This window comes from Ruegeria sp. BHSC026, from assembly GCF_059613065.1.
In genome coordinates, this window is record NZ_JBXWRV010000024.1 from 1 (window position 1) to 19,334 (window position 19,334).

17 protein-coding genes, 1 tRNA gene and 2 pseudogenes are annotated in these 19,334 nt (G+C 62.1%); 14 read left to right on the forward strand and 6 right to left on the reverse strand.

Features of this window, described 5'->3' with window-relative positions; genetic code table 11:
• Nucleotides 1–33 precede the first annotated feature (33 nt).
• A tRNA-Met gene (locus tag AC2FME_RS17365) sits at nt 34–110 on the forward strand.
• Between the two features lie 411 nt (nt 111–521).
• Nucleotides 522–2,099 carry an oleate hydratase gene (locus AC2FME_RS17370; RefSeq protein ID WP_496801104.1) on the forward strand — a complete coding sequence of 526 codons (1,578 nt, stop codon included), beginning with the start codon at nt 522–524 and terminating at the stop codon, nt 2,097–2,099.
• A gap of 124 nt (nt 2,100–2,223) precedes the next feature.
• Here the strand turns inward: AC2FME_RS17370 and AC2FME_RS17375 are convergent.
• Nucleotides 2,224–2,364, reverse strand: a pseudogene (locus tag AC2FME_RS17375) (IS5/IS1182 family transposase); the annotation flags it as partial.
• A gap of 713 nt (nt 2,365–3,077) precedes the next feature.
• Here AC2FME_RS17375 and AC2FME_RS17380 point away from each other — a divergent pair.
• A pseudogene (locus AC2FME_RS17380) lies at nt 3,078–3,656 on the forward strand (integrase core domain-containing protein); the annotation flags it as partial.
• A 140-nt stretch (nt 3,657–3,796) separates the two neighbouring features.
• Here the strand turns inward: AC2FME_RS17380 and AC2FME_RS17385 are convergent.
• Genes AC2FME_RS17385 through AC2FME_RS17395 form a run of 3 tightly spaced genes read right to left on the reverse strand, consistent with a single transcriptional unit; the run spans nt 3,797 to nt 5,849 of the window.
• On the reverse strand, nt 3,797–4,594 hold the full coding sequence (locus AC2FME_RS17385; protein WP_496801117.1) for a metal ABC transporter permease: 798 nt from the start codon (nt 4,592–4,594) through the stop codon (nt 3,797–3,799).
• Entirely contained in the window at nt 4,594–5,334 is a 741-nt protein-coding gene (locus AC2FME_RS17390; protein ID WP_496801105.1) for an ATP-binding cassette domain-containing protein, read from the reverse strand. Before AC2FME_RS17390 ends, AC2FME_RS17385 begins: the two co-directional genes overlap by 1 nt.
• Nucleotides 5,334–5,849, reverse strand: a complete 516-nt coding sequence (locus tag AC2FME_RS17395) for a transcriptional repressor (protein ID WP_496687419.1) — start codon at nt 5,847–5,849, stop codon at nt 5,334–5,336. The genes AC2FME_RS17390 and AC2FME_RS17395 overlap by 1 nt, the downstream gene beginning before the upstream one ends.
• Nucleotides 5,850–5,905: 56 nt before the next feature.
• Here AC2FME_RS17395 and AC2FME_RS17400 point away from each other — a divergent pair, with 56 nt between their 5' ends.
• From AC2FME_RS17400 to AC2FME_RS17450, 11 genes are all read left to right on the forward strand, one after another.
• A complete protein-coding gene (locus AC2FME_RS17400) occupies nt 5,906–6,946 on the forward strand; it encodes a zinc ABC transporter substrate-binding protein (RefSeq protein WP_496743245.1) in 1,041 nt (346 codons plus the stop codon).
• A 136-nt stretch (nt 6,947–7,082) separates the two neighbouring features.
• The gene (gene iolG, locus AC2FME_RS17405) at nt 7,083–8,096 is read left to right on the forward strand and encodes an inositol 2-dehydrogenase (protein ID WP_496801106.1); all 1,014 of its coding nucleotides are present in this window, start codon (nt 7,083–7,085) and stop codon (nt 8,094–8,096) included.
• A gap of 124 nt (nt 8,097–8,220) precedes the next feature.
• The gene (locus AC2FME_RS17410; protein ID WP_496680575.1) at nt 8,221–9,141 is read left to right on the forward strand and encodes a sugar ABC transporter substrate-binding protein; all 921 of its coding nucleotides are present in this window, start codon (nt 8,221–8,223) and stop codon (nt 9,139–9,141) included.
• Between the two features lie 62 nt (nt 9,142–9,203).
• A complete protein-coding gene (locus AC2FME_RS17415; RefSeq protein ID WP_496680574.1) occupies nt 9,204–10,310 on the forward strand; it encodes an ABC transporter permease in 1,107 nt (368 codons plus the stop codon).
• A 1-nt stretch (nt 10,311) separates the two neighbouring features.
• Nucleotides 10,312–11,133, forward strand: a complete 822-nt coding sequence (locus AC2FME_RS17420; RefSeq protein WP_496687424.1) for an ATP-binding cassette domain-containing protein — start codon at nt 10,312–10,314, stop codon at nt 11,131–11,133.
• A gap of 158 nt (nt 11,134–11,291) precedes the next feature.
• Complete coding sequence (iolD, locus tag AC2FME_RS17425) at nt 11,292–13,124, forward strand: 3D-(3,5/4)-trihydroxycyclohexane-1,2-dione acylhydrolase (decyclizing) (RefSeq protein ID WP_496801107.1); 1,833 nt, start codon at nt 11,292–11,294, stop codon at nt 13,122–13,124.
• Nucleotides 13,121–14,020 (forward strand): myo-inosose-2 dehydratase, encoded by a 900-nt coding sequence (iolE, locus tag AC2FME_RS17430; protein ID WP_496801108.1) that lies wholly within the window; start codon nt 13,121–13,123, stop codon nt 14,018–14,020. The genes iolD and iolE overlap by 4 nt, the downstream gene beginning before the upstream one ends.
• 42 nt (nt 14,021–14,062) lie before the next feature.
• The gene (locus tag AC2FME_RS17435) at nt 14,063–15,244 is read left to right on the forward strand and encodes a phytanoyl-CoA dioxygenase family protein (protein WP_496801109.1); all 1,182 of its coding nucleotides are present in this window, start codon (nt 14,063–14,065) and stop codon (nt 15,242–15,244) included.
• 43 nt (nt 15,245–15,287) lie between these two features.
• On the forward strand, nt 15,288–16,094 hold the full coding sequence (iolB, locus tag AC2FME_RS17440; RefSeq protein WP_496680566.1) for a 5-deoxy-glucuronate isomerase: 807 nt from the start codon (nt 15,288–15,290) through the stop codon (nt 16,092–16,094).
• The gene (locus AC2FME_RS17445) at nt 16,091–16,849 is read left to right on the forward strand and encodes an SDR family NAD(P)-dependent oxidoreductase (protein ID WP_496801110.1); all 759 of its coding nucleotides are present in this window, start codon (nt 16,091–16,093) and stop codon (nt 16,847–16,849) included. Before iolB ends, AC2FME_RS17445 begins: the two co-directional genes overlap by 4 nt.
• 26 nt (nt 16,850–16,875) lie before the next feature.
• Entirely contained in the window at nt 16,876–17,655 is a 780-nt protein-coding gene (locus AC2FME_RS17450; protein WP_496801111.1) for a TIM barrel protein, read from the forward strand.
• Between the two features lie 3 nt (nt 17,656–17,658).
• Here the strand turns inward: AC2FME_RS17450 and AC2FME_RS17455 are convergent, their stop codons facing one another.
• Nucleotides 17,659–18,498 (reverse strand): class II fructose-bisphosphate aldolase, encoded by an 840-nt coding sequence (locus tag AC2FME_RS17455; RefSeq protein ID WP_496680561.1) that lies wholly within the window; start codon nt 18,496–18,498, stop codon nt 17,659–17,661.
• Complete coding sequence (locus tag AC2FME_RS17460; RefSeq protein WP_496801112.1) at nt 18,495–19,331, reverse strand: 5-deoxy-glucuronate isomerase; 837 nt, start codon at nt 19,329–19,331, stop codon at nt 18,495–18,497. Before AC2FME_RS17460 ends, AC2FME_RS17455 begins: the two co-directional genes overlap by 4 nt.
• Nucleotides 19,332–19,334: the final 3 nt, after the last annotated feature.

Here is a 19,334-nt window from a genome sequence, read left to right on the forward strand (position 1 = left end):
AAAATCTCTGAAGGCCAAACGCCAAAAAAATGGCGCGGGGTGGAGCAGCCAGGTAGCTCGTCAGGCTCATAACCTGAAGGTCAGAGGTTCAAATCCTCTCCCCGCAACCAAATTCCAACATATATTACAATACCCTCGCACCGCACTCAGCGCGGCTTTCATATCCGACATGGCGCTGAAAGCGCGTCCCTCCGCTACCTAAAGATTAGACCTGCCCGTCGCAAAACCACTCACTGTGATGTAAAGTCTGCTCAACCTTTCTAAGGTGCACACATAACGCGTAGCGACAGAGACATTCTAAGTCTGTATCGCCCGCAGAGCAGACTTTAAGTTGAATTCAAGCAACGACTGCTTCGAACCCAAAGCGGATGCTGCATCACACGAGAAAGGGAACTAAGTTCCGGATAGGGGACTTTCGCTGCGCCTGCTTGCTTCAAGGCGCCTTGCCTTGATTTGGGACAACGCCATGCCACGGGAACTGTGCCACAAGAGCATTGTCCACAACGAAAGGGCCATACGCCATGCCTGCCGACGTACCACATGTAGAGCACCATATTGTGGGTGGCGGTATTGCCGGGTTGGCAGCGGCCGTATTCCTTGTCCGGGACGCGGGTGTCGAAGGCGAAAGAGTCCGAATTTATGAACAGCTCGACGTAACCGGGGGGTCTCTCGACGGGTCTGGTAACGCTGCGGATGGATACATGATCCGCGGCGGTCGGATGTTCGAAGAGCATTTCGTTTGCACCTTTGACCTTCTGAACACCATTCCTTCAGTGGACGACCCCAACGTCTCCGTCACCGAGGACATCTTGGCTTTCAATGGCATGGTGACAGGATCCTCCAACTGCCGCCTTGTGCGTGACGGAAAACCGGCTGCGGATCGCTACGACCTTACGCTCGAAGCCCGTGACATCATCGATATCAACCGTCTGATCTTGCATTCGGAACGCAGCCTGGGCTCCCAGAGAATCGACGACTGGTTCAAGCCATCCTTCTTTGAAAGCAATTTCTGGCTGATGTGGTCCACCATGTTCTCGTTTCAGCCTTGGCACGCGCTAAGCGAGATGCGGCGCTACTTGCGGCGGTTCATCCACCTGTTTCCCGGCTTCACCCGGATCGCCGGGATCCTGCGCACTCGGTACAATCAGTACGACTCGCTGATTGCACCGATCGTGACCTGGTTGCAAGACAGGGGCGTTCATATCGCCATCGGCGCGCAGGTCGTCGATGTGAGGATTGAGGGTGCAAGGCGGGACCGCCGCGTCACCGCTCTGGAGTTTGTGGATGGCACTACGGCACCGATAACCGAATCTGATCGCGTCTATCTGACTCTCGGCTCCATGACTGACTCGTCTGTCATGGGTTCAAATAACCGCGCACCATCCTTGGAGGATAGAGAGGGCGGCGCCTGGTTGCTTTGGCGCAAGCTCGCGGCGCAGCATGAAGGCTTCGGCCATCCCGAGGCGTTCTGCAGCGACACCGGCAAGACCGCGTGGCATTCCTTCACCGCCACCCTGGATGGTCCGGATTTCTTTGAGTTCATGGAGGATTACACCAACAATCGGACCGGAACCGGAGGACTTGTCACCTTTGCCGATTCTGCCTGGACCCTTTCCATCGTGCTCTTTCACCAGCCCCACTTTCGCGGTCAGAAACATGGCACATACACGTTCTGGGGCTATGGGCTGCGTGGTGAACGTTCCGGCGATTTCGTACACAAACCCATGTGGGAGGCCACGGGTGATGAGATTATCTCCGAGCTCTCCTGTCATCTGAGGCTGAACAATGCGCAAAAGGCATGGTTCGATGGCGCGCGCGTACTGCCCTGTCGGATGCCGTTCATTACCAGCCAGTTCATGCCGCGTCGCCCAGGAGATCGTCCCGATGTGCGCCCGATTGGCGCGCAGAACTTTGCGGTGATCGGGCAATATTGCGAGCTGCCACTGGATTGCGTTTTCACAGTGGAGTATTCTGTGCGCTCCGCCCGCGCTGCCGTGTCGAGCTTGACAGGGCGGGTGGACCCGCCGCCGGCAGTGGCACGCACTGACCTCGACCCGATGGTGCTGGCCCGAGCTGCCCGCGTGCTCTTGGGGATGTGATCGACTTGAGAAATCGCCATACACCACAACCGTTGTCTTGAGAAGAAAAGCTGCACTGCTCCTGAGTGACCTCATTCTTTTCTTCTGCAGCATTGGCGGGCCACCGCGAACGGCGTGTGAAAAGCCAATCCGCCAGGTGGGCGTGGATGCTGCTCAGATCGTCAAACTGGTCAATCGACCGCAACAAATGGCCCTGAGGCACGTGATCTTCGAGTGAGAACTCATAGAACAGTGATGCCTGCGCTTCCTGCCTCGGTCCCATCATCGTTCAATCCCCCATCTAACACGGAAATTGAATCAGCGACTTCGGTTCCTATCAAGGGCAAGTTTTTCAACAAAATAGACCCATCTCAGACCTTAGTGCGTGGCTCAGCATCGGTCACAAAAGGGCTCGAAACGGAACTTCTCTGCGCCTGAAATCAATGACCAGTTTGAGCCGCTATCGCGCCGATTGAGACGGAATGGATGAAGGTCCGTTTGGTCCGAAACTCGGACATTGATGCCCGGGAACTCGGTGCGGTCATCATGAACGACCGCATTTTTTTGCGGCGCAGCTGAAAGCTTCAGTCGATTTTACGCCGCATCTGCGAGCGTCAGAGCTGGATCATGTCCGTAAGGGCTCAGTGCGGACCTTGAAACGGGTTTCTTGATTGTCACTTTTTAGTCCAAAGCGGCCATTATTTCAAACAGACAGGGAATGCGTAGAGATGGCTTTTTAGATTAATAGTTCCGTTAACGTTCGGTATAGGCCAAATCCTCTCCCCGCAACCAAATTCCAACATATATTACAATACGCTAGCGCCGCCCTCAGCGCGGCTTTTATATGCGACATGGCGCTGAAAGCGCGTCCCTCCGCTCCTCAAAGGGTTCAATCAATTACGTCCAGCCCCGAGGCCTCTCAGCGGCGACGACGCGACACGGGACAAAGGAAATGCTCATAGAGGGTTTCGCGGCGGATCACGTTTACCCTCTTGGCAAATATCCGACCTGACGCTGGACAATCTCGTTCTGACGGAGGCTGCGAAGGGAAACTTCTGAGCCCTTCGCGTCGTCGGAAATGCATCGACCATGTGCGGCGGGAGCTTGGCGTGTCTGAGCGCCGCGCCTGTCGCACGCTCGGTCAGCACCGATCCACCCAGCGCGAAGTGCCCCATGGCCGTGCCGATGAGCAACGTCTAACGGACGACATCATCGAGTTGGCCGATCAATACGGGCGCTATGATCCGCGTGGATCGCAAACTCAACTCCACGGACGTACTGGATGCGGTGAAGGACCTGTTCATACTGCGCGGACCGCCCCAATATACAAGATCCGACAATGGCCCGGAACTTATCGCGCAGAAGGTGCGGAACTGGATCGCGGCGGTCCGGGCAAAGACGACCTATTTCGAGCCGGGATCACCCTGGGAAACCGGATACTGTGAAAGCTTCAACGCGCGGTTCCGGGAGGAGCTGCTGAATGGCGAGTTGTTCTACACCTTTCGGGCAGCTCAAATCCTGATCGAGCATTGGCGCGCACACTACAACACCGTCAGGCCGCACAGCGCATTGGGCTAACGCCCAACCGCGCCCCAAAGCGTCGTCCCGATGGTCGCAAGGCCCACGATGAACTAACAATCAAACCGGACCACCACGAAGTGGCACGCCAAGGCAGTCGGATCGGCCCCAAACGAAAAGACCCGTTGGGACTCGGGATCCTAGCGGCGGCCCTGAACGTTCGGTGCGAACAAGCTCAGGCAAGCAAAAACGAGGGCTGCCACACAGACGATCGTCGGGCCTGCCGGCGTGTCCGCCATATAGGCGGCACGAAGTCCGGCAACTGCTGACGCCCCACCAATGGCCGCTGCGGTCAAGGCCATGGCTTCGGGCGATCGCGCAAGGTTGCGGGCGGCAGCGGCCGGAACGATCAACATCGCTGCGATCAACAGCACGCCAACGACCTTGATGGCAACCGCCACCGTCACGGCCAGAGCAATCGTCAGAATCAGTTGTTCCTTCCTTGGGTCGAATCCGCTGGCATAGGCCAGATCCTCGTTCAATGTCGCCGTCAGCAACCGCGACCAGCGCCAGCCGATCAGCGCGACGACAAGAGCGGCCCCGCCCCAGATCACGGCCAGATCCGCGGGCGACACTGCCAGGATGTCGCCGAAGAGATACGCCATGAGGTCGATTCGTACGCCGGACAGGAAGGACACCGCCACCAACCCGAAAGCCAGCGCCGAGTGAGCCATGACGCCCAGCAACGTATCCATCGCGTAGCCGCGCCGTGACAGCGTGTTGACCGTCAGGGCCATCAGAAGAGCAACGACCAGGGCGCCGGTGAAGACCGACATCTGAAATGCCAATGAGAGCGCCACGCCCAGAATCGCGGCATGTGCGGTCGCATCCCCGAAATAGGCCATACGGCGCCAGACTACGAAACATCCCAAAGGGGCCGCGGCAAAGGCGACGCCTACCCCCGCGAGCGTGGCGCGTATCATGAAATCATCAAGCATCATTCAGCAGCTTCTCGCGTGGTGTCGCATTGGTCATGGGCGTGGTCATGGTCGTGGCGGTACAAGGCCAGCGCGCCGCCGGTGCCCGTTCCGAACAGTGCCCGGTATTCCGGTGCCGAGGCCACCACCGCCGGAGAGCCCGCGCAGCACACGTGCCCATTGAGACAGATGACCCGGTCCGAGGCGCTCATGACCACGTGCAACTCGTGACTGACCATCAAAATGGCGCAGCCGGTTTCACTACGAACCTCCTCGATCTGACGATAGAAGGCGGCCGAGCCGGGTTGGTCCAGGCCCTGGGTCGCTTCGTCAAGCAAAAGGAGATAGGGCTGGTCGATTAGCGCGCGCGCCAGCAGAACCCTCTGAAACTGCCCGCCGGACAGCTGCGACATCTGGCGCTTCATCAGGTCGGGAGCACCGGCGCGGTTCAGGGCCGCGACGCAGTCTTTGTGCGTCACCGGGTGGGTCAGGCGCATGAACCGTTCGACCGAGATCGGCAGTGTCGGGTCGATATGCAGCTTTTGTGGCACATAGCCAATCTTGAGGCCGGGCTTGCGGATTACCCGGCCGGAGCTTGGTTTCTCCGCGCCGATAACGGCCCGCAACAGGCTGGTCTTGCCCGACCCGTTGGGGCCGACGATAGTGACGATCTCGCCCGGTTCGATCACCATGTCCACGTCGCGCAGAACGGTGTTGGCGCCGTAGCGCAGGCTGAGGTGTTCAACGGTTACGAGGGGCATTATTGGGCCTTTTCGGTGCAATCCGGGCACAAGCCTTCGGCTTCCACCACGGTGCGTTCGATTTCGAACCCTGCCGCGCGGGCGGCGGCGCCCAAACCTCCCTTTGCCGTTGCCGCCTGTGCCTCGGCGACCGCATCGCATTTTCGACAGATCATGAAGGCCGGCGAATGGGTGGCCCCGGGATGCGAGCAGGCGACAAACGCGTTGAGGCGTTCGATCTTGTGGGCGAACTCGTTTTTGACAAGGAATTCCAACGCCCGATAGGCCACAGGTGGCTGAGAACCGAATCCCGCTTCGCGCAGGCGATCCAGAATTGAATAGGCGCCCATCGCGCGATGTTCCTGCAACAACATCTCGAGCACCTTGCGCCGGACCGGGGTCAGGCGCAGCCCACGTTCCTTGCACCGTGCTTCGGCCGCGGCTAGGGCCGTTTCAACGCAACTGTCATGGTCATGTGCGCGAAAGCCGACCGGGGCCGTGTGGTCGGACGGCAGGGATTGCGGATCACTTGTCATGTTATTTCATATCATGTATGTCGCTCGCTATGTTATAAAATCACACAGAGAGTCCGATGTCCAGAACGCTTGTCTTGAAAACGATCGCCGCGGTCTTGCTCGGGGGCGCGGCCATGGCAGATGTGCCCCGCGTGGCTGTCGATATTGCGCCGGTCCATTCGCTGGTGGTGCGGGTCATGGCCGGGGTGGGCAGCCCTGACCTGATCGTGCCGCCCACCGCTTCGCCCCATGAATACAATCTGCGTCCGTCCGAAGCCGCCGCGCTGCAAGAGGCCGATCTGGTGTTCTGGATGGGAAAAGATCTGACCCCCTGGTTGGAAGGTGCGATCGATTCGCTGGCGGGCGGGGCGACCGTGACCACCCTGCTGGAGTCCGATAGCACGCATCTTTTGGACATCCGCGAAGGGGCTTTGTTCGAAGCACACGACCATGATGGTCATGCCGATCACGATGATCATGCTGACCATGAAGGGCACGACCATGCGGATCACGACAATCATGAGCACGACGACCATGATGCCCATGGCCACGAGGACGAGCATGACGATGACCACGCGGACCAACATCGTCATGCACATGGCGCGCATGATCCGCACGCCTGGCTGTCGCCGCAAAACGCCCAAAACTGGCTGACCTTGATCGCAGCACAGCTTTCGGCGGCCGATCCCGAGAATGCAGGCACCTACTACGCCAACGCCGCAGCTGCGCAAGAGGATCTGTCGGCTCTGACCGATGAACTGACCACCATGCTTGCGCCGGTCCGGGGCGGGCGGTTCGTCGTGTTCCACGATGCCTATCAGTATTTCGAGTACGCGTTCGATTTCCCGGCCTCCGGTGCGATCTCGATCAGCGACGCGACCGACCCGTCGCCGGCGCGACTTGCGGAAATCCGGGCGCGCATTCGTGACGAAGGCGTCGATTGCGTGTTGACCGAGCCGCAATTCAACCCAGGTCTCGTCGCAACCGTTTTGGAGGGGTCAACAGCCGAGACTGCTGTCATAGACCCGCTGGGGGCGAATCTTGAGCCGGGCGCGGATCTGTATCCGCAGACGATCCGCTACATGGCGCAGACTTTGGCCGACTGTCTGTCGCGGTAGGCTGTATTGCAACAGCGCGCCTGGCGCTTGTCCGGTTGCCGCCGTGACTTGTGGCACGCCACCCCGAAGAAAAGGCTTGCAACCGGTTGCAAAAAATAACATGGTCCCCTCAGATTTCTAATCTGGGGGGATCGAAATGCTCAGGGTCGGATTGCTTGGGGCGGGTCGTATCGGGCAGGTTCATGCGCGGACGATCTCGCAGCACCCGAACAGTGTCCTGTCCGCGGTTTCGGATGCAATCGAGGACAACGCCCGAACATTGGCCGCGGCCCATCGTGCCGACATGCGCCGTTCGGACGACATCATCGCGGACCCGCAGATCGACGCGGTTCTGATCGCGACGCCGACCGATACCCATTCGGACCTGATCGAGGCCGCAACCGCTGCGGGAAAGGCGGTGCTGTGCGAGAAGCCGGTGGACCTTGACCTGGCCCGCGCCATGGCCTGTCAGCGCGTCGCCGCGCAGAACGGGCAACCCGTCATGATCGGGTTCAACCGCCGGTTCGACCCGAATTTCGCGACTCTAAAGGCCTCGTTGCAGGACGGCGAGATCGGTGCGCCCGAACTGCTGGCCGTGACCTCTTTCGATCCGGCGCCGCCGCCGGTCGGCTACATCAAAGTGTCTGGCGGGCTGTTCCGGGACATGATGATCCACGATTTCGACCTGTCCAACTACATGATGGGCGCGCTGCCCGAAACCATCTCGGCGGTCGGAACCTCGGTCGTCGACCCGGAAATCGCCGCCGCCGGTGATGTCGATACCGCTGTCGTCACCATGACCTATGCGGATGGGAGGATCGCGGTCATCAAGAATTCGCGCCGCGCGGTCTATGGCTATGACCAGCGCGTCGAGATCCTGGGCTCGGGCGGATTGCTGCAGGCGCAGAACGTTCTGGAACACACGGTCGTCAAATCAACCGCCGATGGCGTCCTCAGTGCCAAACCGACCTATTTCTTTCTCGAGCGCTACATGGCGGCGTATCGCGCCGAATGGGATGCGTTCGTGACGGCGATTACCACCGGAAGCCAGGTGCCGGTCACCCTGGAAGACGGGGTCGCCGCGCTGGCAATGGCCGAGGCCGCGACCCGCTCGGCGCGGACCGGCGCGCCGGTCCGATTGGAGGAATTTTTGAAACCGGTTGCAAAATGACGCCAGATGCGGAAACTGAAATGGTCTCGTAGCGCTACGGGACGGCAGAGATTCGGCCTCGGTCGAATGAAAGGGTCCTGAGACCCGGACAAGGAAATGATCTGTCCTAGTGGGAGGAAACGTAATGAACAAATTTTTCAAAGGGGCGCTCGCCGCCGGCGCGTTGGCGCTGGCCACTCCGGCCTTTGCGCAGGATATCGTGGTCGTGTCGCACGGCCAGGCGAATGACGCGTTCTGGAACGTGGTCAAGAATGGCGTCGAGCAGGCCGGCAAGGACATGGGCGTGAACGTCGAATACCGCGCGCCCGAAACTTTCGACATGGTCGCCATGTCGCAGCTGATCGACGCCGCCGTGAACCAGGAACCCGACGGGCTGATCGTTTCGATCCCGGATGCCGACGCGCTTGGCCCCTCGATCGAACGCGCGGTTGCCGCGGGCATCCCGGTAATATCGATGAACTCGGGCTCGGACGTGTCCAAGGAGCTGGGCGCGGCGCTGCATGTCGGCCAGGATGAGTTCGACGCCGGCAAGGCCGCCGGTGAGAAGCTGGCCGAAATGGGCGGCAAGAATGCGATCTGTGTGAACCACGAAGTCGGCAACGTCGCGCTGGACCTGCGCTGCGCCGGTTTCACCGAGGGCTTTGGCGGCAACGTGACCGTTCTGCCCACGTCGAACGACCCGTCCGAGATCGAGTCGAAAGTGTCGGCGGCTCTGGCTGCGGATGAAAGCGTCGATACCGTGATGGCGCTGGGCGCAAGCTCGGCCGGTGAGCCCGCCGTGGCCGCCGTCAAAGGGTCGGGGCGCGACGTTAACGTGGCCTCGTTCGACCTGTCGGCCAACTTCCTGCAGTCGATCGTCGACGGTGACGCGGCCTTTGCGGTGGACCAGCAGCAGTATCTGCAGGGTTATCTGCCGGTCGTATTCATGGCGCTGAACGCCAAGTACGGCCTGATGCCGGGCGGCAACGTGCCCTCGGGTCCGAACCTGATCACCGCCGACAAGGCCGGTCAGGTGGTCGAGCTGTCCGCTCAGGGCATCCGCTGATAGAGGCGGGCTGAAAATCGGGGCGGCGTTAGGGCGCCGCCCCTGCCAAACGGGAGGAAACCATGACCGAGTCTGCACAAGTGGCGGTGGACGAACGGATCAAAAAGGAACCGTTCCTGACCAAGCTGATGAAGCGGCCCGAACTGGGGGCCATTGCAGGGGCGATCCTTGTCTTCATCTTCTTCGCCATCACGGCCGATGAATCGATGTTCACGCTTGCCGGCATCATGAACTTCATGACCCCGGCCGCCCAACTGGGTATTCTGGCCATCGGCGCGGCGCTGCTGATGATCGGGGGCGAGTTTGACCTGTCGATTGGGTCCATGGTGGCCTTTGCCGGCCTGTTCTTCGGGGTCTGCGTGGTGACTTGGCAACTGCCCCTTGCCGCCGCGATCCCGATGACGTTTGCCTTTGCGGCCTTTGTCGGGGCAGTCAACGGCACCATCGTCATCCGCTCGGGTCTGCCATCCTTCATCGTGACGCTGGCGTTTCTGTTCATTCTGCGTGGCCTGTCCCTGGTGGGGCTCAAAGCCGCCACTGGCGGGTCGACCCAGCTGCGCGGCGTGCGCGACCAGGTCGAAAATGACTGGCTCGCGCCGTTCTTTTCCGGCGAAGCCTTCGGCAGCCTGTTTACCTGGCTGGCCGAAAAGGGCTTGATCGACACTTTCAAAAGCGGCGCGCCCAAAGTGCCGGGTGTCCCGGTTGAAATCCTGTGGTTCGTGGCCTTCGCCATCGCCGCCACCTATGTTCTGCTGCGCACTCCGGCCGGCAACTGGATCTTCGCCTCGGGCGGCGATCGGGTTGCCGCATCGAACTCGGGCGTACCGGTGAACAGGGTCAAGATATCCCTGTTCATGTTGACCGCCTGCTGCGCTGCGCTGGTGGCGATCATCACCGTAATCGACGCAGGCTCGACCGATGCGCGGCGCGGCTTCCAGAAGGAATTCGAGGCGATCATCGCCGCGGTGATCGGCGGCTGTCTGCTGACCGGCGGGTATGGCTCGGCCATCGGAGCGTTCTTCGGGGCGATTATCTTCGGCATGGTGGTCATCGGCCTGACCTATACCGATTTCGATCAGGACTGGTTCCAGGTGTTCCTGGGGGCGATGCTGCTGATCGCCGTTCTGTTCAACAACGCGATCCGCAAACGCGTAACCGGGGAGCGCTGACATGACCGAAGATACCAAGTTCCATCACGGCGACGCGGTCAAGGATGTGGCCCCGATCGTCGAAATGAAGGACATCGAAAAGCATTTCGGCAATATCATCGCGTTGGCGGGCGTCAGCTTCGACGTCAAACCGGGTGAATGCCACTGCCTGCTGGGTGACAACGGGGCGGGCAAATCGACCTTCATCAAGACGATGTCGGGCGTGCACAAACCCACCAAGGGCGAGATCTATTTCGAAGGTCAGCCGATGTCCTTCGACACGCCTCGCGACGCGATGGAGGCGGGCATCGCCACCGTGTTCCAGGACCTGGCGATGATCCCGCTGATGAGCGTCACGCGCAATTTCTTCATGGGGCGCGAGCCGACCAAGGGAAAAGGCCTGTTGAAACGGTTTGACATCGAGCACGCCAACGAGGTCTGCATGGAAGAGATGCGCAAGATGGGCATCAACCTGCGTGGCCCCGATCAGGCGGTAGGCACCCTGTCGGGGGGCGAGCGCCAGACCGTGGCGATCGCCCGAGCGGTCTATTTCGGCGCCAAGATCCTTATCCTGGACGAACCGACCTCGGCGCTGGGCGTGCGGCAGACCTCGAACGTGCTGGCCACCATCGACAAGGTGCGCAGCCAGGGTATCGGCGTGGTCTTCATCAGCCACAATGTCCGGCACGCGCTGGCCGTGGGCGACCGGTTCACGGTTCTGAACCGCGGCAAGACGCTGGGCACCGCCCGGCGCGGCGAGATCTCGCCCGAAGAGCTGCAGGACATGATGGCCGGCGGGCAGGAGATGGCCGAGTTGGAAGGGTCGCTGGGCGGCACCGTCTGAAGGATTCTCCCCGGTGTCCCGCATCATGGGGGGCGCCAGTATCACCAGGGTCCGGCAGGCCGGGCCACCCGGTCTGGGTGGTGGGCGTGTCGGATCCTTTCACGACAGAATGATTGCAACGGATTGCCCACGGCGGCCTCGTTCTGAAAGGGATCATGATGAGCAAGACAATCCGACTGACCGCGGCGCAGGCCCTGGTGCGTTACCTTGGCGCGCAGATGAACGAAGACGGCGAGCCCTTCATCGCCGGTGTCTGGGCCATTTTCGGCCATGGCAACGTGGCCGGTCTGGGCGAAGCGCTCTACGGCGTGCGCGACAGCCTGCCCACCTATCGCGGTCACAATGAACAGACCATGGCCCATTGCGCGATCGCCTATGCCAAGCAGATGCGGCGCAGTCGGGCCATGGCGGTCACCTCGTCGATCGGGCCGGGGGCGACCAACATGGTCACGGCCGCCGCGCTGGCTCATGTGAACCGCCTGCCGGTGCTGCTGTTGCCGGGCGATGTGTTCGCCAGCCGTGGCCCTGACCCCGTTCTGCAACAGATCGAGGATTTCACTGACGGCACCGTTAACGCCAATGACTGTTTCCGCCCGGTCAGCCGCTATTTCGACCGGATCACCCGGCCCGAACATCTGCTGACTGCCCTGCCGCGCGCCTTCCGCACCATGACCGACCCGGCCGATTGCGGGCCGGTGACCCTGGGCTTTTGTCAGGACGTGCAGGCCGAGGCCTATGACTATCCGCTCAGCTTCTTCGAGCCGCGCATCTGGCACCAGCGCCGCATCCGCCCCGACGAAAGCGAGCTGGCCCGCGCGGCCGAGGCCATCCGGTCGGCCAAACGCCCGATCATCGTGGCCGGTGGCGGTGTCCATTATTCCGGCGCGACCGACGCGCTGCGGGCCTTTGCCGAGACCCACAACATCCCCGTGGCCGAGACGCAGGCCGGCAAATCGGCCCTGGCCTGGGATCACCCGCTGAACCTGGGTCCGGTCGGCGTGACCGGGGGCGAACCCGCCAACACCGTGTGCGCCGAGGCGGATCTGATCCTGGGTATCGGCACGCGGTTTCAGGACTTCACCACCGGGTCCTGGGGGTTATTTTCCAACCCCGAGCGCAAGATGGTCTGCCTGAACACCGCCGCCTATGACGCCGCGAAACACGGCGCGATGCCGCTGCTGGCCGATGCGCGGGTCGGGATCGAGGAATTGGGTGCGGCCCTGCAGGGCTATCGCCCCCAGCCGGTTCCCGACACGCTCAAGGTCGAGTGGTTTGCCAAGGTCGATGCGCTGACGGATGCGCCGGGCGACGCCAACGCGCTGCCCACCGACATGCAGGTGGTAGGCGCGGTGCAGCGCGCGGCGCATGACGACACGGTGGTGATGTGCGCCGCCGGCACCATGCCGGGCGAGCTGCACAAGCTGTGGAAGGCGCCGCGTCCGGGGGCCTATCACATGGAATACGGCTTCAGCTGCATGGGCTACGAGATCGCCGGCGCCATGGGCATCAAGATGGCCCAGCCCGACCGGGACGTGATCTGCTTCACCGGGGACGGCACCTACATGATGGCCAACTCGGAACTGGCGACGGCAGCGATGATGGGCGTGTCCTTCACCGTGGTGATCACCGACAACCGGGGGTTTGGCTGCATCAACCGGCTGCAGATGGGCACCGGCGGGGCCGAGTTCAACAACCTGCTGGACCATGCGGTGCACGAGACGCCCTCGGCCATCGACTTTGCGGCCCACGCGGCGGCGATGGGGGCGACCTCGGTCAAGGTCGGCTCGATCGCCGAGCTGGAAGAGGCGCTGGCCAAACGCGGCGACGTAAAAGGCCCCTATGTGATCGTCATCGACACCGACCCGTACCCCTCGACCGAATATGGCGGCACGTGGTGGGAGGTGGCGGTGCCCGAGGTCAGCACTCGTCCTGAAGTGAATGAAAAACGCGCAGCCTACGAGGCTGCTATCAAGGAAAGAAACACCAAATGAGCGTGAAGATCGGCATCTCTCCGATTGCGTGGCAAAATGACGACCTGCCCGACCTGACGGCGGCGTTCACGATGGAACAGGCCCTGAAAGAGGCGCGTCAGATCGGCTATACCGGGGTCGAGCGCGGGCAGCGTATGCCCGCCGACACAGAGGGTCTGCGCGCCTATCTGGAAGGCAACGACATTGCCCTGTGCGGTGGCTGGTGTTCGGGCAATTCGCTGGTCAACGATTTCGCCGCTGAACGCGACGCCGTGCGCGCGCAGGTCGAACAGTTCGTGGCGCTGAGCAGCCCCTGCATCGTCTATGCCGAATGCTCGAACACGGTTCAGGGCCAGATCGGCACCCCGGTCAATGACCGCCCGCAGCTGTCGAAGGACGAGATCAGAGCCTATGGCGCCAAGATCACCGAACTGGCCAAGTGGATGGCCGATCAGGGCATGCCGATGGCCTATCACCACCACATGGGCACGATCATAGAAAGCGAAGATGACGTGAACTGGCTGATGGACGGATCCGGGCCGGAGGTGAAACTGTGCTTTGACACCGGGCATCTGCTGTTCGGCGGCGGTGATGTGCTGGCCACGCTGAACCGCTGGGGCGACCGGGTGCATCACGTGCATTTCAAGGACATCCGCCCCGGCATCGTGCGCGACACCCGCGGCAACCGGCGCAGTTTCCTGGATGCGGTGATCGCGGGGGCCTTCACGGTTCCCGGCGATGGCTGCATCGACTTTCAGGAGGTCGCCCATGCGTTGAAAGCCATGGATTACGAAGGCTGGATCGTGGTCGAGGCCGAGCAGGACCCGGCCAAGGCCCCGCCCTATGAATACTCGAAGATGGGCTATGACCACATCGTCGAGGTCTGCGGTCAGGCCGGATTGACGATCACGGCCTGATCTTTCGCCCCCCGGGGCGCCGCCATGGGAAAGGAGCGTTTCATGGTCCGTCAGCAACCTGGTTTCGTCGGCTATTTCGGTCGTGAGTCCTGTGATCTGGACGAATTCAAGGCGCTGACCTCGCAGAGTCTGCGGCCCGAGCAGGTGCCCTACGCGGCCGCGGTGGAAAAGAACGTGCCGGTCTATGACATGCACGCGCTGCGGCCCGCCTTGGAAACACCCGAAGCCCGGCGCGCCCTGCTGGCGGAATGGGGCTGGGTTTTGGGCCGATCTGCCGGGGTGATCGCGTTGAAAGGCGCCTATGCCGATACCACGGTCATCGACCGGGCAACCGAGGTGTTTCGCCGGATCATCGAAGATGAGCGTCAGGCCGGGGGCGGCGAAGGCGATCACTTTGCGGCCTCGGGCGCGAATGACAGGGTGTGGAACGCGCTGCAAAAGCAATGCCTGCGCGACCCCGAGGGCTTTGCGCTCTATTTCGGCAACACGGCGATTGCCGCCGCCTGCGAGGCTTGGCTGGGTCCCGATTACCAGATGACCGCGCAGATAAACCAGGTGCGGCCGGGTGGAAAGGCGCAGCAGGCGCATCGCGATTATCACCTGGGGTTCCAGACCGCCGACAAGGCGGCGCAGTTCCCGTCGCATGCCCATATGGTCACCGCCGCGCTGACCCTGCAGGGCGCGGTTGCCCATTGCGACATGCCCATCGAAAGTGGCCCGACCAAACTGTTGCCGTTCTCGCAGCTTTATGGCCCCGGCTATGTCGCATTCCACGACGACGCGCATCGGGCGCATTTCGAACAGGCCTGCATCCAGTTGCCGCTGGCCAAGGGCGATGCGGTGTTCTTCAACCCGGCGCTGTTCCATGCCGCCGGCGAAAACAGCAGCGCCGACATCCACCGGATGGCCAACCTGTTGCAGGTTTCGTCGGCCTTCGGGCGCGCGATGGAAGCTGTGGATCGCAAGGCGATGTGTCTGGCCGTATTCCCCGCGCTGGTGGCGTTGAAACAGCGCGGCGATCTGGATGATGCCCGCATCGGCGCCGCAATCGCGGCCACGGCCGAAGGCTATCCCTTTCCGACCAATCTGGATACCGATCCGCCGATAGGTGGGAACGCTCCGCCCAGCCAGGCGGACATCCTGCGCCGGGCGGTGTCGGAAAGCTGGACGCAGGCGCAGTTGGAACAGGCGCTGGACGCGCTGCGGTTGCGGCAGGCGGCATGAGGGAACCCGGGCGGCCGGTGCTGCCCCAACACAGGTGAAACCGATGGCAGAACTTCTGAGAAAACCGTTCGGAACCCATGGTAAGGTGCATGACATCACGCCCGCCAGCGCCGGCTGGCGCTATGTGGGCTTTGGTCTTTTTCACCTGCGGGCGGGCGACCGCGCCGCCGAGGTCACCGGCGACCGCGAGGTCATTCTGGTGATGGTCGAGGGCAAGGCCCGGATCACCGGCGCCGGGCAGGATTGGGGCGTGTTGGGCGACCGGATGAACGTGTTCGAAAAATCTCCGCCCCATTGCCTGTACCTGCCCAACGGCACCGAGTGGGAGGCCACGGCCGAAACCGATTGCGTGATCGCCGTGTGCTCGGCCCCGGGCAAAGGCGGCCATGCCCCGCGCCGGATCGGGCCCGAGGGCATCACCCTGACTGAGCGCGGCAAGGGAACGAACACGCGCCACATCAACAACATCGCGATGGAGGCCGAAGATTATGCCGACAGCCTTCTGGTGACCGAGGTCTTTACCCCCAGCGGCCATTGGTCATCTTACCCCAGCCACCGGCATGACGAGGATGACTATCCCCGCATCACCTATCTGGAAGAGACCTATTATCATCGCCTGAACCCGGCCAGCGGCTTTGGCATCCAGCGCGTCTATACCGATGACGGTCAGTTGGACGAAACCATGGCCGTGTCCGATGGCGATGTGGTACTGGTGCCGCGCGGGCACCACCCTTGCGGGGCGCCCTACGGGTTCGAGATGTATTACCTGAACGTCATGGCCGGACCACTGCGCAAATGGCGTTTCGTTCCGGCGCCCGAAGTGGAATGGATCATGGAGCGCGACAAATGACAAAGGACTTTGCCATCTATCCCAGCCTGAAAGGGCGCACCGTGTTCGTGACCGGCGGGGCCTCGGGCATCGGGCGCGAAATCGTGCGCGGCTTTGCCGAACAGGGGGCCAAGGTCGGCTTTGTTGACATCAACGCCGAGGGCGGCAACGCGCTGCTGGCCGAATTGGACGGACCCCACGCCTTTGCCGCCTGCGACCTGCGCGACATCGCGGCGCTGCGGTCCGCTTTTGACGAGCTGGCGGGCGCGCTGGGCGCGGCGGACGTTCTGGTCAACAACGCCGCGCATGACGACCGGCACGACTGGCGCGAGGTAACGCCGGACTATTGGGACGAGCGCATGGCGACCAACCTCCGCCACATGTTTTTTGCCATCCAGTCCGTGGCGCCCGGCATGATCGACAAGGGCGCGGGATCGATCATCAATATCGGCTCGAACTCGTGGTGGGAGGCCGGCGCGGGCTTTCCCGCCTATGCCACCGCAAAATCCGCTGTGCACGGCCTGACCCGCACCATGGCGCGGGAACTGGGCGATCACCGGATCCGGGTCAACACGGTCGTGCCCGGCTGGATCATGACCCAGCGCCAGAAAGACTTGTGGGTCACCCCCGCGGCGCTGGCCAAACAGATCGATCGCCAATGCCTGCCCGACCCGATCGACCCGGTCTATGTGGCGCGGATGGTGCTGTTTTTGGCCTCGGACGACGCGGCCATGTGCAGTGCCGGGAACTTCATGGTCGAGGGCGGCTCGATCTGAGTACTTTCATGCCGAAAGCGAAATCAATGCCTCAACCGTTTCAACTTGCGGCCTGTGCCGAGATGCTGTGGCTGGACAGGCCGATGGAATGGCGCGCCGCCCGGCTGGCCGAGTTGGGGTTCGGCGTCGGGCTGTGGAACTGGCCGGATCTCGATATTGACAAGCTGATCGCAACCGGCGCCAGTTTCACTATCATGAACGGCTATCTTCGGGGGCGGCTGGCTGATGATGACGGGGCCGATATGCTGCTGGCTTCGGCCGCCCAAACAATTCAGGTCGGCAAGCGACTTGGCGTTGCACGTCTGAACCTGCATGGCACCGGTCTGGGCGATGGCGGAATCCCGATCTGGCAGCATGACGTGGTCACAGGGTCGATGTGGCTCAAGGCTCGGGACACCCTGAACCGCATCTGCGATCTGGCCGAGGCCAACGATGTGGTGTTCACGCTTGAAAACCTGAATCTGCTAGACCATCCCGGCTGTCCGTTTGGGTCAACGGCGGACGTGCTTTCCTTGGTTTCTTCGGTTGATCGTCCGCAGTTGCGGATCAATCTCGACCTTTACCATACCCAGATCGGCGAGGGGGACCTGATCCGCTGGTGTGAAAAATGCCTGCCCTGGATCGGAGAGGTGCAGGTGGCCGACAATCCCGGCCGCTGCGAGCCCGGGACCGGCGAGATCAATTATGCCACAGTGGCGCGTGCATTGAACGACCTAGGCTATCGTGGCCCTGTCGGGATGGAAGCCTTTGCCTCAGGCGATCCGGAAGACGCGTTGGACGCCTTCCGGTCGGCATTCACGCTCTGAGCGTCACCGCTGCGGCGGCGCACCAAAGGCGCGGATCACGGTGCGGGCAGCAGCCTCAACCGGGTCATGGGTTTCCTTCAGGATAGTCACCCGGTCGAACCGGTCGGGGTCGCGGTTCACGGCCTCGCGCAGGGCGGCACCGAAGGCCATGCGCAGCTCGGTCCCGATGTTGAACTTGCAGATCGCGGTTTCACGCGCCAGCCGCGCGCGCTGTTCGACCGGCACACCTGATCCACCGTGGATCACCAGCGGCACGTTGGTCACGGCCTGAATCCGGCGGATGCGGTCCTCGTCCAGCCCGCCTTCCTTGTTCTGCTGCAGGTGGACGTTTCCGACCGAGATCGCCATCGCATCCACGCCGGTCTGGGCGGCGAAGGTGGCTGCCTCGTCCGGGTCGGTCCCGGCCGAGCCTTCGCCGCCGGAATAGCCGACGAATCCGATCTCGCCCTCGCACGAGATACCCGCGGCGCGGGCCATTTCGGCAATCGCGGCGGTCTCGTCGATATTCTGCTGCAGCGGCTTACGCGATCCGTCGAACATCAGTGAGGTGAACCCGCTGTCCAGCGCGATCTTGCAATCCTCGAACGTATAGCCGTGATCCAGATGCGCCACGACGGGTACCGAGGCGTTCTCGGCCAGATACCGGAACATCTTGCCCAGGATCGGCAGCGGCGTGTGTTCGCGGCAGCTGGGGCCGGCCTGCAGGATCACCGGGGCGTTCTCGGCCTCGGCCGCGGCGACATAGGCGCGCATGTCCTCCCAGCCCAGCGTCACCAGGCCGCCGACGGCATAGCCCTGTTCATAGGCGGGTTGCAGGACGTCTTTGAGCGTAGCGAGGGTCATTTGAATTTGGCGATCATGTCTTTGATGCCCGGGATCGTCTCGATCTGATAGGCATGGGTGGGTTGGAAATACTGCACCAGCGACCGTTGGGTCAGCCCGCCGAGGATGGTGAAGTAATACATCTCGTATCCCGGCAGAACGCAGCAGGGGTGATAGCCCTTGTCGATGCAGATCGTGGAGCCATCGACGATGTGATAGGCATCGCCCGGTTCGTTGTCCTCGCGTTGCAACATCTGCAGGCCCGAGCCCCAGTTGGGTTTGAAACGGAAATTGTAGGTTTCGTCATGCCGGGTCTCGTCCGGCAGGCGGTTGGTGTCGTGCTTGTGGCTGGGAAAGCCCGACCAGCCGCCCTGACCCACGGTGAACAGCTCACTCACCAGCAGGCGGCCGACCTTGTCATGCTGTTTCTGACCCAGGATATGCTTGATCTTGCGATGGGTCTTGGTGTCGTCGCTGCCATATTGCACCAAGTCGTGCTCGCGCACGTCGAACGGGTCCAGCGCCTTGTCATACTTTGCGCCGGCCACGAACACCTCGGCCGTCTCCGAGACGCAGACCATCTGCGCCCGGGCCCCCGACGGGACATAGGCGCCCTCGGGCTCGCCGTCCCAGACATCCTCGCCCCGGTTGCCCAGATGGGCAAAGTTCACGCCCTCGACATCCACGTCGACGCTGCCGGTGGCGGGCACGATGCAGGTCTCGTATCCCGGGACCTGATATTCAAAAGCTTCGCCCCGCTTCAACTTGACGATGTTGAAATAGTTCAGCGGCACGGTTGGGTCATCGACATCGACGATGGGTTTGTTCTGGTTGTCGAACGGGGGGATGTGCATCGG